The sequence below is a fragment of the Nostoc cycadae WK-1 genome (assembly GCF_002897135.1).
Taxonomy (GTDB): domain Bacteria; phylum Cyanobacteriota; class Cyanobacteriia; order Cyanobacteriales; family Nostocaceae; genus Nostoc_B.
The window spans coordinates 77029-92246 of the sequence record NZ_DF978426.1; the positions used below are offsets into that span (position 1 = coordinate 77029).

Annotated in this window: 15 protein-coding genes; 5 read left to right on the top strand and 10 right to left on the bottom strand. The window is 40.7% G+C overall.

Going from position 1 to position 15218, the window contains the following annotated elements:
• Both NCWK1_RS09995 and tkt read right to left on the bottom strand, forming a co-directional pair.
• Nucleotides 1-358 (bottom strand): tetratricopeptide repeat protein (locus NCWK1_RS09995; RefSeq protein ID WP_146033976.1); only part of this gene is annotated, 358 nt, incomplete at its 3' end.
• Between the two features lie 542 nt (nucleotides 359-900).
• The gene (gene tkt, locus NCWK1_RS10005; RefSeq protein ID WP_096575216.1) at nucleotides 901-2913 is read right to left on the bottom strand and encodes a transketolase; all 2013 of its coding nucleotides are present in this window, start codon (nucleotides 2911-2913) and stop codon (nucleotides 901-903) included.
• 117 nt (nucleotides 2914-3030) lie between these two features.
• On the opposite strand from tkt, the gene NCWK1_RS10010 reads away from it, so the two are divergent.
• Nucleotides 3031-3222, top strand: a complete 192-nt coding sequence (locus NCWK1_RS10010; RefSeq protein WP_096575218.1) for a hypothetical protein — start codon at nucleotides 3031-3033, stop codon at nucleotides 3220-3222.
• Between the two features lie 59 nt (nucleotides 3223-3281).
• Here NCWK1_RS10010 and fabF read toward each other — a convergent pair whose 3' ends face one another.
• Both fabF and NCWK1_RS10020 read right to left on the bottom strand, forming a co-directional pair.
• Complete coding sequence (fabF, locus tag NCWK1_RS10015; protein ID WP_096575220.1) at nucleotides 3282-4529, bottom strand: beta-ketoacyl-ACP synthase II; 1248 nt, start codon at nucleotides 4527-4529, stop codon at nucleotides 3282-3284.
• Between the two features lie 209 nt (nucleotides 4530-4738).
• Nucleotides 4739-4990: an acyl carrier protein gene (locus NCWK1_RS10020; RefSeq protein WP_096575222.1), complete on the bottom strand. Its 252-nt coding sequence runs from the start codon at nucleotides 4988-4990 to the stop codon at nucleotides 4739-4741.
• Nucleotides 4991-5315: 325 nt separating this feature from the next.
• On the opposite strand from NCWK1_RS10020, the gene NCWK1_RS10025 reads away from it, so the two are divergent.
• Complete coding sequence (locus NCWK1_RS10025) at nucleotides 5316-6221, top strand: CoB--CoM heterodisulfide reductase iron-sulfur subunit B family protein (RefSeq protein ID WP_103124610.1); 906 nt, start codon at nucleotides 5316-5318, stop codon at nucleotides 6219-6221.
• A gap of 76 nt (nucleotides 6222-6297) precedes the next feature.
• On the opposite strand, the gene lpxD is transcribed toward NCWK1_RS10025, so the two are convergent.
• The 5 genes from lpxD to NCWK1_RS10050 form a co-directional block, all read right to left on the bottom strand.
• The gene (gene lpxD / locus NCWK1_RS10030) at nucleotides 6298-7332 is read right to left on the bottom strand and encodes a UDP-3-O-(3-hydroxymyristoyl)glucosamine N-acyltransferase (RefSeq protein ID WP_096575226.1); all 1035 of its coding nucleotides are present in this window, start codon (nucleotides 7330-7332) and stop codon (nucleotides 6298-6300) included.
• A 216-nt stretch (nucleotides 7333-7548) separates the two neighbouring features.
• Nucleotides 7549-8622, bottom strand: a complete 1074-nt coding sequence (locus tag NCWK1_RS10035) for a hypothetical protein (RefSeq protein WP_103124611.1) — start codon at nucleotides 8620-8622, stop codon at nucleotides 7549-7551.
• Nucleotides 8623-8828: 206 nt separating this feature from the next.
• Nucleotides 8829-10061 (bottom strand): BaiN/RdsA family NAD(P)/FAD-dependent oxidoreductase, encoded by a 1233-nt coding sequence (locus NCWK1_RS10040; protein ID WP_103124757.1) that lies wholly within the window; start codon nucleotides 10059-10061, stop codon nucleotides 8829-8831.
• Nucleotides 10062-10171: 110 nt separating this feature from the next.
• A complete protein-coding gene (rd, locus tag NCWK1_RS10045) occupies nucleotides 10172-10336 on the bottom strand; it encodes a rubredoxin (protein WP_096575230.1) in 165 nt (54 codons plus the stop codon).
• A gap of 200 nt (nucleotides 10337-10536) precedes the next feature.
• Nucleotides 10537-10731 carry a hypothetical protein gene (locus tag NCWK1_RS10050; RefSeq protein ID WP_096575232.1) on the bottom strand — a complete coding sequence of 65 codons (195 nt, stop codon included), beginning with the start codon at nucleotides 10729-10731 and terminating at the stop codon, nucleotides 10537-10539.
• Nucleotides 10732-11001: 270 nt separating this feature from the next.
• Between NCWK1_RS10050 and NCWK1_RS10055 the strand changes: the two genes are divergently transcribed.
• A complete protein-coding gene (locus NCWK1_RS10055) occupies nucleotides 11002-11556 on the top strand; it encodes an SRPBCC family protein (RefSeq protein ID WP_096575234.1) in 555 nt (184 codons plus the stop codon).
• A gap of 262 nt (nucleotides 11557-11818) precedes the next feature.
• Here the strand turns inward: NCWK1_RS10055 and NCWK1_RS10060 are convergent, their stop codons facing one another.
• Complete coding sequence (locus tag NCWK1_RS10060) at nucleotides 11819-12703, bottom strand: ParA family protein (protein ID WP_103124612.1); 885 nt, start codon at nucleotides 12701-12703, stop codon at nucleotides 11819-11821.
• Nucleotides 12704-13041: 338 nt separating this feature from the next.
• Between NCWK1_RS10060 and NCWK1_RS10065 the strand changes: the two genes are divergently transcribed.
• Complete coding sequence (locus NCWK1_RS10065) at nucleotides 13042-14421, top strand: AAA family ATPase (RefSeq protein WP_103124613.1); 1380 nt, start codon at nucleotides 13042-13044, stop codon at nucleotides 14419-14421.
• Nucleotides 14421-15176: a ParB N-terminal domain-containing protein gene (locus tag NCWK1_RS10070; RefSeq protein WP_103124614.1), complete on the top strand. Its 756-nt coding sequence runs from the start codon at nucleotides 14421-14423 to the stop codon at nucleotides 15174-15176. The genes NCWK1_RS10065 and NCWK1_RS10070 overlap by 1 nt, the downstream gene beginning before the upstream one ends.
• Nucleotides 15177-15218 lie beyond the last annotated feature (42 nt).

The window sequence follows — 15218 nt, forward strand, 5'->3', positions numbered from 1 at the left end:
AAGGTTCGGCTTGTTGATAATTTCCCTGTTCCCGATACAGTAGAGCCAAAATATTCAAGCTAGTGGCGACTGAGGGATGTTCTTGACCTAGCACTTTCTCTGTAATAGCCAGAGCGCTTTCTGCTAAAGGTATGGCTGTGCTGTATTGACCTTCTTGGTATAACTTTATTACTTGTTGAGTCAGTTCCTCCGCTTCCTTTAAAGCTGCTTGTTTCTCTGCTGAATATGTGGGGGTTTGCTGTTGCGCTATGCCTGTGACTGGCATACTTAAAACTAACCCTGTTGTCATCGCACCTGCTACCATCCAAGGTACAAGACACATACCCGCAGCATTAATTGCACTAAGTAATTTTTTCACAGTCAACTTACAAGCTTATAGGTTTGGCTATGATGTAAATCATGCCGGACTCAGCAATTTTCGCAAAACCGTTGTGAAAAAAGTCAAAAAATCTCGCCTTCCTCTCCGCGCCTTTGCGCCTCTGCGTGAGAAAATTTAACCTCCCACAACGCCCAACGCAGAAAATTTCCTGACACTTCCACCTCAAAGGCTCAACATTCACCCTCTGAACCTCAATGTTCGAGCAAAAAGGCTCAACGTTTACCCTCTGAACTTCAACGTTCAAGCAAAAAGGCTCAACGTTTACCTTCTGAACCTCAACGTTCGAGTAAAAAGGCTCAACATTCACCCTCTGAACCTCAACGTTCAAGCAAAAAGGCTGAAACTTCGCCTTCAGAACTCAAACTTTTATTGTTTGAACAGCAAATGTTGGGTTGCATTGTCGCTTCACCCTCTCCCCAAGCTGGATTTTTCGTTTTTATGCGTAAGTCATATAAAAAACAAAAAAAGGGCAGGCAATTTACCCACCCTAGCAAATTCAGAGAATATGTTGGCTGTTGCGATTAACCCAACAGTTGTTTAGCCTTAGCTAATACATTATCAACACTAAAGCCAAACTTCTCTAAACAAACGCCACCAGGAGCCGAAGCGCCAAAGCGATCAATAGTTACAGTATCGCCTTCAGTACCAATATACTTGTGCCAACCGAAGCTAGAAGCTGCTTCCACAGCTAAACGCTTGGTAACAGCTTTAGGTAAAACAGATTCTTTGTAAGCTGCATCTTGCGCTTCAAATAAATCCCAAGCAGGTAAGGAGACTACACGCACCTTCTTACCTTCGGCTGCAAGTTTCTCCGCAGCAGTGACAGCGAGGCTTAATTCTGAACCAGTACCAATGATAATTAGCTCTGGTGTACCCTCAGAATCTACAACAGTGTATCCACCTTTAGTAACACCCTCAATTGATGTACCTGCCAAGTTGGGGACGTTTTGCCGAGTGAATGCCAATAAAGTAGGATCATTTTGTTTTGATCTTTCAACCGCTACTTTATAAGCACCAGAGGTTTCGTTACCATCGGCAGGACGAATCACTGTCAAATTAGGAATAGCCCGTAGGGAAGCCAAAGTTTCGATTGGTTGGTGGGTGGGGCCGTCTTCACCTTGACCGATTGAGTCGTGAGTCATTACCCAAATCGACCCAGCTTGAGACAGGGCAGATAAGCGGATGGCAGCCCGCATGTAATCTGTGAAGATGAGGAAGGTAGCACCGTAGGGAATTAATCCCGAACCATGCAAGGCAATACCGTTACAGATTGCGCCCATTGCGTGTTCCCGTACACCAAAGTGGATGTTGGGGTTTTGGTAGTGTCCTTTTTGGAAGTCGCCCTTGCCTTTGATTTCAGTCAAGTTAGAGTGAGTTAAGTCAGCTGAACCACCAATGAGTTCAGGCAAAACCGCAGCTATCTTGTTGAGGCAGGTTTCTGAGTGCTTGCGGGTGGGTAGTCCTTTGTCTTCGGGGGTGTAGGTGGGGAGTACCTTATCCCAACCGTCAGCCAGTTTGCCGCTGAGGTAACGCTCAAATTCAGCAGCTTCTTGAGGATACTTAGCTTTGTAGTCAGCAAATGCCTTGTTCCAGTCAGCTTCGTAGCCTGCACCGCGTTCTACTGCCTTGCGGGTATGGTTGAGAACGTCTTGAGGAACCACGAATGGCTCTTGTTCCCAACCCAAATTTTTGCGGGTCAATGCTACTTCATCTCCACCCAAAGCAGCACCGTGAATTCCAGCAGTGTTGGCTTTATTGGGAGAACCATAACCAATAGTTGTTGTCACCTTAATCATCGATGGTTTGTCGGTGACAGCTTTTGCTTCTTCAATAGCTTTATGGATGGCTTCTAAATCGGTGTTGCCATCTTTGACATGGAGAACGTGCCAACCGTAAGCTTCAAAACGCTTAGAAACATCTTCTGTGAATGCCACATCTGTAGAACCATCAATGGAGATGTGGTTGTCGTCATATAAAGCAATTAGTTTACCTAATCCCAAGTGTCCAGCAAAAGAAGCTGCTTCACCAGAAACACCTTCCATGTTGCAACCATCACCTAAAATCACATAAGTATAATGGTCGACAATTTTGGCATCGGGTTTGTTGAACTTAGCTGCTAAATGAGCTTCTGCTATGGCTAAACCGACTGCATTGGCAATACCTTGTCCTAAAGGCCCGGTGGTAACTTCTACCCCAGCGGTCATGAAGTTTTCCGGGTGTCCAGGGGTTTTAGATTCCCACTGACGAAATTGCTTGATATCTTCGATGCTTACACTGTCGTAGCCTGTCAGGTAGAGCAGCGCATACTGCAACATAGAACCATGACCAGCAGACAAGACAAAGCGATCGCGGTTGAACCACTTGGGATTTTTGGGGTTATACCGCATAAAGCGATCCCATAGCACAAATGCCATTGGAGCAGCGCCCATCGGCAGCCCTGGGTGTCCCGATTTTGCCTTTTCTATAGCGTCGACAGCCAAGAAGCGGATTGAGTTAATACACAGTTCTTCGAGGGATTGGGTTGCAACAGCCATAATAAGATTGTTTTTAACGACGGGTTAGCACTCTACGAGCTTCTCATTTACCGGGGTTGTTTTAACAGTTCACAGGTCACAGTTATCAAGATAGAATTTACTACTGCTCTTAAACTGATGACTGATTGGTATTCCCCCTACAGTATCCTCATCATCCCATTCCCGATTGGCGATGGACAAGCGGGATCTCCTGAGTTTATGGTAATTAATCAAGCTGAGAATATTGGTCATGCTGAACCCTTGGTTCAGCTGGGAATGATATCTATGATACTTTTGTCTGGCGCATCTGAGGAAAAGTATGAAGTGTGAAGTATGAAGTATGAAATCTTATTCTTAGACTTCTGCTTTTTGAGCATTGACTTCAGCACTTAGTACTTTTTAAAGACTAGGGTGACATTATGACCACCAAAGCCAAAAGAATTAGATAGAGCCACTTCAATTGTTTGGGGGCGGCTGGTGTGAGGAACATAATCCAAGTCACACTCAACATCAGGATTTTCGAGATTGATGGTTGGGGGAATTTGCTCGTTAGCGATCGCCAATACAGTTGCTACAGCTTCAATGCCACCAGAACCACCCAACAAGTGACCTGTCATTGATTTAGTGGAGCTAACTGCTATTTTATAAGCATGGTCGCCCAAGGCTGTTTTGATTGCGGAGGTTTCGTTGGAGTCGTTGGCTGGGGTACTAGTACCATGAGCATTGATGTAGGTAACTTGTTCTGGGGTAACACCTGCATCTTTTAGTGCTAGTTGAATGGCTCTAGCTGCGCCTTCTCCGCCGGGAACTGGGGATGTTATGTGGTAAGCATCACAGGTCATGGCATAACCAACCATTTCCCCATAAATGCGTGCGCCACGACTGAGAGCGTGTTGCAGTTCTTCGAGAATTAAAACTCCCGCACCTTCACCCATGACAAATCCATCGCGATCGCGGTCAAAGGGACGGCAAGCATGAGCCGGATCATCATTGCGGAAAGAAAGGGCTTTACAAGCGGCAAATCCAGCTACAGATAAAGGTGTAATTGCTGCTTCACAACCACCGCAAATCATTGCTTGGGCATATCCTCCTTGAATCAGGCGAAAAGCATCGCCGATGGCGTTGGAACCTGCGGCGCAAGCCGTCACAGTGCAGTTGTTTGGCCCTTTAGCACCAGTGTGAATTGCTGTGAGTCCAGCTGCCATGTTGGCAATCATCATCGGAATCATAAAGGGACTACAGCGATCGGGGCCACGGTTGAGGTAAATTGTTTGCTGGTCTTCTAATACCTTAATACCACCAATCCCCGAACCAATAATTACCCCTACCTGTTCGGCATTTAGCTCATTAATGACCAAATTTGCATCAGCTAGTGCTTGCTTTGCTGCTGAAACCCCAAATTGTGAAAACCGATCCATGCGCTTAACTTCTTTGCGCTCTAGATAATTGTGTGGATCGAAGTTTTTCACTTCACCAGCAATGCGACAATCATGGCTGGACGCATCAAAATGTGTGATGTAGTCAATGCCATTGCGACCGCTGATCAATCCCTGCCAATATTCAGCTGGTGTGTTGCCAATAGGTGTAATCGCGCCAACACCAGTGACAACAACGCGTTTACGTATATAATCTGTCATGACTCAGTTAAAGGTAGCGAGAAAGCTGCAAATTCAAGTGCTGAGTGCTGTTAGCGGTAGCGGGGCGTTCAGCCCGTGCTGAGTTTTTAAGTAGGAAGACTAAGTTAGACAGTTAGGAAAACAATTCTTGACTACTCAGCACTTACTATTCAGCGAGAAGTCGGAGCGGCGGCTACCGCCGATCTGAACTTCGGTGACTCGGCACTTTCTTAGGCGGATGCGGCAACTTGCTTGTCAATATAGTCAACCGCATCTTGGACTGTCAAAATTTTCTCGGCGGCTTCATCAGGAATTTCAATCTCGAATTCTTCTTCAAAAGCCATAACTAGCTCGACGAGATCCAGGGAATCAGCACCTAGATCATCGATAAAATTAGATTGGGCAGTAATCTTTTCTTCGTCAACACTTAGTTGATCAGCGACGCTTTTCTTGACCTTTTCAAAAGTTTCGTTTTGGCTCATACAATAAAATTCCTTGACCAGTTGCTATTAGCCGCTCTTGATGAGTGACATGGTTTTTGAGCATATACATCTTATCGGAAAGCGCGATCGCCCGTATACTACCGAGGTGTTTTCTTCTAGAAAACCTGCTCCCTAGCCCCCTAGGTTCAGACAGAGTAGTCAGGCAATTTCAGCGATCGCATACACTGTATAAATGCTTCTACTTATTAATTGTTACTATTTTTTTGGCTAATGTCCAAATAAATTCTGAGTGAGTAGTCAATAGTCAATGGTCAATGGTCAATAGTATTAAATACTGCCTTCTGCCCTCTCCCCCCTTAATTTTATGGTTTCTCAAACGCTGAAATACGCTTACTTTCCTGGCTGTGTTGCCCAAGGTGCTTGTCGAGAACTTCACCAATCAACTCAAGCTCTCAGCCAAGCGTTGGGTATTGAATTGATTGAACTGAAAAAAGCTGCTTGCTGTGGTTCTGGCACATTTAAAGAAGATTCTCAATTGCTGGAAGATACTGTTAACGCCAGAAATATTGCCCTAGCCGAATCATTAAATTTACCGTTACTCACTCATTGCAGCACTTGTCAAGGTGTGATTGGTCATGTTAATGAACGCCTAAAAGAATGCCAAAATAGCAATCCAACTTACATTGACCAAGTTAATGGCTTGCTGAAAAAGGAGAACTGTTCGCCTTATCAGGGCAGTACAGAAGTTCAACATCTGCTTTATGCTTTGGTCAAAGATTATGGCTTGGCAGAAATTACGCGTCGCGTTACTCGTAAGTTAACAAATTTAAAGTGTGCAGCTTTTTACGGTTGCTATCTGCTGCGCGGTCAAAAGACCATGCTATTAGATGACCCTTTCCAACCTGAAGCAATGGAAAATGTCTTTCGGGCTGTGGATGCAACACCAATTTATTATCGTGGGCGCACCCAATGTTGTGGCTGGCCGTTGGCAAGTTACGCCACTACCGAATCATTTAAAATGGCTGGAATGCACATTCAAGAAGCTTTAGCCAATGGTGCAGATTGTCTAGTTACGCCTTGTCCTTTATGCCATTTAAACTTAGATTCTCGTCAACCAGAAGTCGAAAAAGTAATTGGGCAGAAGCTAGGTTTACCAGTGCTACATTTACCGCAGTTGATTGCTTTAGCGCTGGGTATTAGTCCTCAAGAGCTTGGTTTAGATAGGCATATTGTTTCGACAAAACCAGTGTTAGAAAAATTGGGAATATAAACATCAAAAGTAAAAAGGCAAAAATAAAAAGGTAAAAGTAAAAAATGTTTTACCTTTTTATTTTTCACTTTTGATTTTATTGGCGTTGCCAGCGTTTGAATGCTTGATACATATCTGGGAGACGACTAGTAATCGCACTGACTTTGAGATAGATTTTGTGGGGCATAGCTGGAGTACCGGAAACAATTTCTTTGGGAGCGATATCACTGTGAATGCCAGTTTGGGCAGAGGCGATCGCTCCATCACCAATTTTGACTTGATTGGCAATTCCTACTTGACCCGCCAGAATTACGCGATTACCAACTTTGACACCGCCAGCCATCCCAGCTTGACCGGCGATCGCACAACCCATCCCAATTTGGCTACCATGACCAATCTGTACTAAGTTGTCAATTTTGGTATCGCGTCCAATGCGTGTCTCTCCAACTGCTGGACGGTCAACAGCCGTGTTACAGCCAATTTCTACGCCATCTTCTAAGACTGTGTAGCCAGATTGTTCCATTTTGAACCAACCAGTCCGGGTAGGTACGAAGCCAAAACCTTCTGCACCGATGACAGCGCCACTGTGAACTACGCAATTTGCACCAATTTGACTGCGTTCGTGAATTGTACAGTTAGCGTGTAAGGTAGTGCGATCGCCAATTTTCACATCGGGATAAATTACTACATTGGGATGAATCACTGCTTGATTGCCAATTTCTACTCTTTCTTGCACCACTGCATGAGGGCCAATGTAAACATCACTGCCAATTTTGGCGGTGGGATGAATGACAGCAGTCGGATGAATTTCGGGATTGGGGCGATAGGGTTGATAAAACAGAGTCAGAACTTTGGCAAATAAAAGTTTTGGTTCCCGTGTGCTTATCCAAGCAATCCCCCGTTCTTGTGCTTGGGTGTGTAAGGTTTGATCTTCTGGCAAAATCAAAGCACTTGCGCCTGTCTGACCAATTAAAGATGTAAATTTTCCGCCTTCTACATAACTGATAGTCCCAGTTGTGGCTTCATCAATAGCAGCTACCCCAGTGATTTCTATGTCTTGGTCTGGGTTAGTTGTTAGGCTGTTATTAGTGGAAATGTCCCCGAATTGGCTGATGATTTCGCTAAATTTCATTTTTTAAGTTGATGGAGAATTCGTCAAAGGCAACATTATTTTCCCTCTTTATCAACCCAGAATTCAGGAGTCAAATAATTTTGGATTTGAGATTTTGGAGTTTGGATTGATGCCACAGATAAATTTGAGGGCTTGTACCATAAAGGAACTATTGATCAACAAGAAAGTGGCGGATTCAGACCCGCCACTGATTGATTTTAAATTCAGAATTCTTCTTCAATGGCATTCTTCTGCTGATGGTACTTTGGTTTGGAGATTCTGTCGCAGTAGAATTTTGAGTTTTTGATTATCTTCGGCGGCGATCGCCTCACCGTAATGATGTAGTTGAAATAGTTGACAATAACGCTCTTGTTTAGCACAGATTAAACAGCCGTAAGCATGATTGCCATTAGTACCGCAAAGTCGGTGTCCCATGACTGGGCCAAGGGAAATATTTTGCTCACTAGCAACTGTGCTGAGAATAGAACGCAGTTGAGACTCAAATTTTACTGATAAAAGTTGTTTGCGTCCTGGTTGTGTCCGATCCCATTGCGGTACAGTTAATCCCTGTTTTAATAAACTCTCTTCAATTTCTTCAGACATAACAATTCCAGACAAAATAACATGATGGGCAACGTAGGGTAGAAGTGAGCGTGTCAATTGCCACATTAAAGCTTGATCAAACCACTGTTCAACTAGGGGGCGAAGATACCAGCAACAAGGAATCCCAAGGTTAACTAAATCTTGTAGCAGCTTAACTCGTCCTGGAATGGAAGCTTGTTCATACCCTGGTTTCAAGGGCGGGAGACTCACAAAGACTGTAACTCGTAATGAGTTTGGTTGAGCTAAGGTAGTTTTGAGACGTTCGAGAAATGCTTGACCAGGATGGACTTTTGTTGTGATATAGACCATGTTGGCTGCTTGACGGTCAATCAGTGCATTGAGGATTGACAGTACCCTTTCCCGATGGGCTGGAATGAAGGGATCGGAATAGTCGCATAAGGAAATAGGAAAGCCTTTTTGTCCTTCTGGAGTGGCAAAAATGCGGTCTAATAAACGATCAAGCAGGTCTGATGGAGTAGAATTTTTCTCAAAGTTTTCTGGATGATGATGCCATTCACTGTCTTGATGGCAGACACAATAAGCACATTCAACCGGACAACGATTCCGGGCATCTGGGAGAAATGGGTTAAGACTGAAGTATTTAACTGCACGTTCTTGATCGGGAATTCCTAATACAGGAAAGCCGTGCAGCATATACTGACTGCCCTGTAATGTAATTTCCGACAGAGTAGATTGGTAGTTTGACATACACCCTTTAACAAAAAATACACGAAAAATCGCCTACTCTAGGGTGACTGTTGTAAATATAGAGTGACAATGAGAGAAATGCCTGAAAGATAGTATTGTTTTTTACATTAAATTATTTTTTACTGAGTTAATATTGCTTTCTCTTTATAGTAGAAAAAAATATACAGTACTTCTGTAGACGAATTTTTTGAATCCTGTATTTTTTATTAATTTTCTGCAATTGCTAAACCCGCTAAATAAGCAGTTGTCCAAGCACTTTGGAAGTTAAAACCACCCGTAATACCATCAATATCTAAAATCTCTCCAGCAAAGTAAAGACCAGTAATTATTTTACTTTCCATTGTCTTAAAGTTTACTTCTTTGAGGCAAATACCACCACAAGTGACGAACTCTTCTTTGAAAGCTCCTTTGCCATTAATTAAGTATTTTCCCTGAGAAATTTCTTGCACTATCTGATTTAGGGTTTTGTTGGATATTTCAGCCCAACGGTCTTCCGCACTAATACCGATGCGGGTGATAAAGTATTGCCAAAGACGATGAGGTAGATCAACTCCACGATGTAAGGCGATCGCTTTTTTACCCCATTCATTTTTAACGGCTAAAAGTTTTTCTCGTACTTGTTCTTGTTGTAAATCTGGTAGCCAGTTAATTGATAAAGTGGCTTGATAACGGTTGTTATGCAGCATTCTTGCACCCCAAGCCGAAAGCTTCAGCACAGCCGGGCCACTCACACCCCAGTGAGTAATTAGTAAAGGCCCTATTTGTTCTAAAGCAGGTTGTTCGGGAACAGACAGCCGCAAGCGCACTGGATTCATACTTACACCGCTTAAGGCTCGCAAATTTGGGTCAACAATGTTAAAGGTAAACAGTGAAGGGACTGGCGGTTCAATTTGATGGCCGAACTCTTTGGCGATTTTATAGCCTATGGGGTTGCTACCAGTGGCTAAGAGTAAGCGATCGCATTTTAAAGTTTCACCTGACTTTAAATTGATTGCAAATTCATTGCTGGGTAGCTGTTTAACTGAAACAACTTGTTTCCCAGTCCGCAGTTCTACTTGCGTTTCTTCAGCAGCATTCATCAAACATTGCACGATGGTTTCTGAACTGTCTGTAACAGGAAACATCCGGCCATCAGCTTCTTTTTTCAGGGGTACTCCCTGGTTGGCAAACCAAGATATCGTATCTTTAGCTTGGAAGCGACTAAAAGCACCCCGCAAAGCTTTTCCACCTCTGGGGTAATTCGCCACTAAGGCTGCTGCTTCAAAACAAGCATGAGTCACATTACAGCGACCACCACCAGAAATTCTGACTTTGGCTAGTGGTTGACGGCTGGCTTCGAGCAAAATAACACGGGCGTAAGGGTTAGCATTAGCACAGGCGATCGCACCAAAAAATCCCGCAGCCCCACCCCCAATAACTACAATTGTTAACGGTTGCAATTTTAAAAAATCTCGTTGATTGGTCAATGGTCAAGTAAGAAGTTAAAAGGCAAAAAGGAAAAGTAAAAGATTTTACCTTTTGACTTTTGACTTATTTAGTACTTCCTACATTAAACTTCTGCTGGTTCAAATTGATCTTTTGTCGCGCCGCAAACTGGACACACCCAATCTTCAGGAATATCTTCAAATGGTGTTCCTGGCGCAATTCCACCTTCAGGATCACCGACTTCTGGATCATACACGTAGCCGCAAACAGTGCATTCGTAAGTTTCCATTGTTTTATCGCTTAATTTCAATGATTTCTGGAGCATGTTTGAGTGTCAAACTACAATTAGCACAGTTGTACACTCAAGAGAAAACAAGATATATGGCTTTTATGACCATAATTACTAAGATTTAAAAGTTTACACAAGTTAGATTTATGGCAACTTTAACAATCTTATTTACGTAATATTACACAATTTTGTTATATAGATTAGAAACGCCACCATGTCCTTTGAGCAAAACTAATAATTCCCATAGCGATCGCACCTAAGACAAATAGCCAAATAATTCCTCCAGGTAGAAATGTAAGAATACCAAGGCCTCTGAGAATCCAAATGGTGATACCAATGCCTAGTAGCATACCAAAAGCCTGGGTTAGCCGACGATTTAGAGAAGATTGATTCATGGAATGCGCCTTTGATTCAAAATTTATTACACTTCTATATTAAAAGTGGTGCTATTGTTAAAGCTGCTTAAATATAGATTTGATTAACTGTAATCATCAATACGAATTTATCAGTGATTTCCCAGAATAATGACCAGAAATGAGATTAGTTCCGGAAAACAGTGTTTGGGAAGTGGAACTAAAATTTGAGTGAGTTGATCTAAAGTTAAATCGACAGTTGATGAGCATCAACGCTGGAAGTGTGGCAAAGTGAGGAGTGAGTGAATTAGTATGGCTGCGTCTCATATTTCCGACCCAATTATTGCAGGTTTAGATATGGCTTGGAGCGATGACAAGCGAAGATTATTAATACAGGGCGAAATTTTAGTAGAAGCGCGATCGCATACGGCGTGGGGTGGTGCAGTTACTGCATGGATGTATGTACCAATGATGCGATCGCAGGTATGGCAGCAACTCACAGATTACCCTCGTTGGGTACACTATTTTCCTGACATTACCAAAAGCGAAGTTGTCCAGAGAGGCGAAGTTAAGCGCCTGTATCAAGCAGCACAAAAGGCTTTTTTATTTTTTACTGCTCAAGTGGAAATTTACCTCAATGTTGTTGAAGTGATTGGACAACAAATCCACTTTCGGATGGAAAAAGGCACTTTTGATGACTTTACTGCCTGCGTAGATTTAAAAGATTTTGGTAATGGTACATTGCTTGCTTATAATGTGCAAGCTACACCTAATATCCCCATCCCTTCAATTTTTATTCAACAAGCAATGAATTTTGAATTACCTGCAAATATGCGGAAAATGCGCCAGGTATTGTGTAAGCAGTAATTAAAGTATTGAGAACACACAATTCAGAATTTAGCAGGAAAACTATTGAACATTCCTATTTGAGTTGCAAAAATCCATATTTTCCAATACCCGATTCTTTAAGAAGTCGGGTATTTTGTTCAGCTATACCCATTGTATAATTCTCCGAATTAAGCAAGTAGTAAATAAGTGAAATTATCCAGAAGCATAACAGAGGTTAAAGTGATTTATTGCAAAAATAAATCTGTAGAAACGTTGTATACAACGTCTCTACAAATGATGATTACAACTTTTGTAACAACTCTTGAGTTAACTGCAAAAATGCTTTAGAACCAGCAGATTGAGGTGCATTCAATACCGCAGGCATAAAACTATCTACAGCTTTAGCCACATTAATATCAACAGGAATTTGCGCCTTACAAATTTGTTCTACACCAAAATCTTCGACAACCCGGTGCATAACTTGTTTGTAATATCTGCCAGTAAGCAAATTAGTATTGCACATACTAAAGACAATTCCCAACATTTTGATATTTATTTTCGCTTCTTGTTCGTGGCTGTCTTTTAGCTGGCCAATGCGTCTTTCTAAAAGTTGAATTCCCACCACAGATAAAGGTTCTGGCTTGGCGGGGAGAATGTAAAAATCACTCGCAGCTAAGGCGCTACGAGTCAAAAGATTATAACCAGGCGCACAATCTAAAAGAATAAAATCATATTGCTCGCGCACTGGTTTTAAAATGTTATTAATCAAAACCCGTTCAAAACGGTTCCAAACTGTTTCAAAGTTTTGTTCACCAAACGCAACCGTTTGCTTATGCAGCATTTCTGACACAACAAACTCATCATATAAGTCGATATCTCCCGGTAATAAACTCAGTTCAGAAAGTCCACAAATTTGGGGTTGAATAATATCGTTAATTGTTACCTTACTGTTGGGATCTGGATTGATAACATCGTCGATGAGATATCTAAATGTCAGTCTTTGTTTGCGACGCTTGGCAAAATCTAAAGGGGACATTAGACTAAGTGTCGCGCTAATTTGGGTGTCTAAGTCTAATACTAGTACCTTTTTACCGTAATTTTTCGCCAAACAAGTAGCTAAGTTGACGGTGAGAGTAGTTTTCCCGACACCGCCTTTCATATTTGCAGTAGCAATTACATATCCCATTGGTTAATTCCTCTGATGACGCATTCCCATCTAGGTAGCGTACACCCATCCTGAATAACTAAAACTTTCGTTAAATTTAATATTTGTGGCAAATCAAAAATAAACGCTGTTAGATTATAGCAGTCATATATCTTTCGTGAACAAATAGATCCGCCACTTCTTTAAAAAGTCGGGAATCTGAGCCTTGAATACAGTATTATTTTCTCAATCAAATATATTTCTTTTTTTTACAAATACTTAAAAAATATTGATACACAAATTTTATAAGTAATCTTGTGACAAAATCAAACAAATATTAAGTGTTTTTCCATAAACTAAACTCTATAGAGGTAAATAATTTGCCTTTTAATCCTGAGTTGTGTCGTAACGAAAGCGAAGTTGAAAGTAAACTCATCGTTCAATATTTGCTACCACAGTTAGGATATACCCCCGATACCTGGCATCAAGAAGTCGCAGTTGGTAGCATACGATTAGATTTTCTAGCATTTGCAGCACAAGTCTTACCCTTTGTCATAGATGCTAATTCACCATTGAGTGTGGTGATGGAGGCAAAGCATCCTAAGCAAAACTTAAATAATCACTTTCTCAGACTCAGGCATTATTTAACCAGCTTGAATGTGAGATATGGTTTGTTGACTAATGGCAAAGAGATTAGAATTTATGAAAAATCAGGTGATGATATTAAGTTGGTTTTCTCTTGTTATGGGAAGGATGTAGAGACAAAGCTAGGAGAAATTAAAGATTTAATTGGTAGAGATAGCCTCAACAAAAACCAATTAACAGATAGTGCAACAATTCATAACTCTGAAAAAGAATTAAATTTACCAGATCAGGGGAAAAATTCTATGAAAACTATTGCAATATACCATAATAAAGGCGGTGTTGGAAAAACAACAGTTGCTGTCAACCTTGCAGCAGCATTAAGTAAAAAAGGTAAAAGGGTTCTTTTAATTGATATCGATTCTCAGGCAAATACTACTTTTGCTACAGGGCTAATTAAATTTCAATTTGAAGAAGATGATGATTTAAAAGATAAAAATGTATACCATTTAATAGAATCAGGAGAATTTAATTATATTCCAGATATTGTTCGTCAGTCTCAATACTTTAATAATCCTGAGATTGATGTAATACCTTCTCATATAACTTTGATTGAGTACCAAGATACACTAAATAAAATTGCTGCTACTAGACGTAGGTTAGTAAAAAAACTGAATATGGTAGAAAGCAACTATGATATTGTGATTATTGATACACCTCCTTCAAGAGATTATTATGCTGAGGTTGCCTTGATTGCAGCTGATTACTTAATCATTCCGTCCGATTTAAAACCATTTGCCAACCAAGGTTTACCGACAGTAAGAAATTTTATTAAGCAAGTTAATGAATATAGAGATGATATAGGTAAATTACCTATCAATATAATGGGTATTGTTGCTTCTAAAATTTCAACAAATGCTAAATTTTTACAATACACATTTCCAAAGCAAAGAGAAGTAATATTAGAACGCTATAATCTACCTCTGATGGAAGCAGTAATTTATGATAGAACAGTGTTGTCAGAGTGTATGAATCAGACAATAACAGTTGGAGAATTAGAATATCCTGATCCTAAGTCTGTTATTAAATATGCAGAAGTTAAATCTAATGCTCAACAATCTGCTATGGAGTTTGAAATTTTGGCAGATGAAGTTTTACAAAAAATGGGGATTAATTAATGATGAAGTTTTATCTTGTAGATGTGAAAGACATTAATTCCAATATTCCGCGTTCAAATTTTGCTGAGGCTGATATCGACAACTTAGCAGATATGATTATAGAAAGTGGAGGAATTATAAGACCATTAGTTTTAAAACCAACAGATGCAGAAACTTATACAGTTATTGATGGGCATTTTGAGTACTATGCTGCTGTAAAAGCAAAGGAAAAAAATCCCCGGAAGGGTGAAATGGTGAATGCTTTTGTCATTTCACCGAAGAATGAAGATACAATATTTAAGCAAGTATCTGCTTTTAAAGAATTTAAATATTCTAAGAATATAGAGAATAAGGTATTAAAAGAAACCAATCAATCTGAATCAAGTTTGGGAAAACATGAATTGAGTTTAATAGAAAAGCAAATTAATGACTTAAGGGTAGAGTTAGCACAAGAAAGGCAAGAAAGACAAAAATTTTATGAATACATAAAGTCACTTGAAACTCAAATACCCAAGCAGATTACACCATTAGAAGCATTTAATAGTTTAAATCTACTGGAACTCACTTTAAGATTAAGAACGGCTGGATTTACAGATAAAAAAGCTGTTCAAGTGGCTGAAAGTGTTGAAAAAGCACGGAAGAAGAAACAATTTGAATCTCTAAAAGATGTAATAGCCAGAGTAACAATTCCTAGTGCTAAAAAACAAGTTAAGGGTATAAGCGCCGACAAGATGGTAGATATTGTTGATATTTGGTCACGCATATTCTTTAAATAATTTTGACTTAAAATCAGTCTATTGTATAGGGTTCGTACTATC

What these genes read in the sequence shown, in the direction of transcription:
- tkt (WP_096575216.1), bottom strand. Translation starts at nt 2,913, where the DNA reads ATGGCTGTTGCAACCCAATCCCTCGAAGAACTGTGTATTAACTCAATC.
- NCWK1_RS10010 (WP_096575218.1), top strand. Translation starts at nt 3,031, where the DNA reads ATGACTGATTGGTATTCCCCCTACAGTATCCTCATCATCCCATTCCCG.
- fabF (WP_096575220.1), bottom strand. Translation starts at nt 4,529, where the DNA reads ATGACAGATTATATACGTAAACGCGTTGTTGTCACTGGTGTTGGCGCG.
- NCWK1_RS10020 (WP_096575222.1), bottom strand. Translation starts at nt 4,990, where the DNA reads ATGAGCCAAAACGAAACTTTTGAAAAGGTCAAGAAAAGCGTCGCTGAT.
- NCWK1_RS10025 (WP_103124610.1), top strand. Translation starts at nt 5,316, where the DNA reads ATGGTTTCTCAAACGCTGAAATACGCTTACTTTCCTGGCTGTGTTGCC.
- lpxD (WP_096575226.1), bottom strand. Translation starts at nt 7,332, where the DNA reads ATGAAATTTAGCGAAATCATCAGCCAATTCGGGGACATTTCCACTAAT.
- NCWK1_RS10035 (WP_103124611.1), bottom strand. Translation starts at nt 8,622, where the DNA reads ATGTCAAACTACCAATCTACTCTGTCGGAAATTACATTACAGGGCAGT.
- rd (WP_096575230.1), bottom strand. Translation starts at nt 10,336, where the DNA reads ATGGAAACTTACGAATGCACTGTTTGCGGCTACGTGTATGATCCAGAA.
- NCWK1_RS10050 (WP_096575232.1), bottom strand. Translation starts at nt 10,731, where the DNA reads ATGAATCAATCTTCTCTAAATCGTCGGCTAACCCAGGCTTTTGGTATG.
- NCWK1_RS10055 (WP_096575234.1), top strand. Translation starts at nt 11,002, where the DNA reads ATGGCTGCGTCTCATATTTCCGACCCAATTATTGCAGGTTTAGATATG.
- NCWK1_RS10060 (WP_103124612.1), bottom strand. Translation starts at nt 12,703, where the DNA reads ATGGGATATGTAATTGCTACTGCAAATATGAAAGGCGGTGTCGGGAAA.
- NCWK1_RS10070 (WP_103124614.1), top strand. Translation starts at nt 14,421, where the DNA reads ATGATGAAGTTTTATCTTGTAGATGTGAAAGACATTAATTCCAATATT.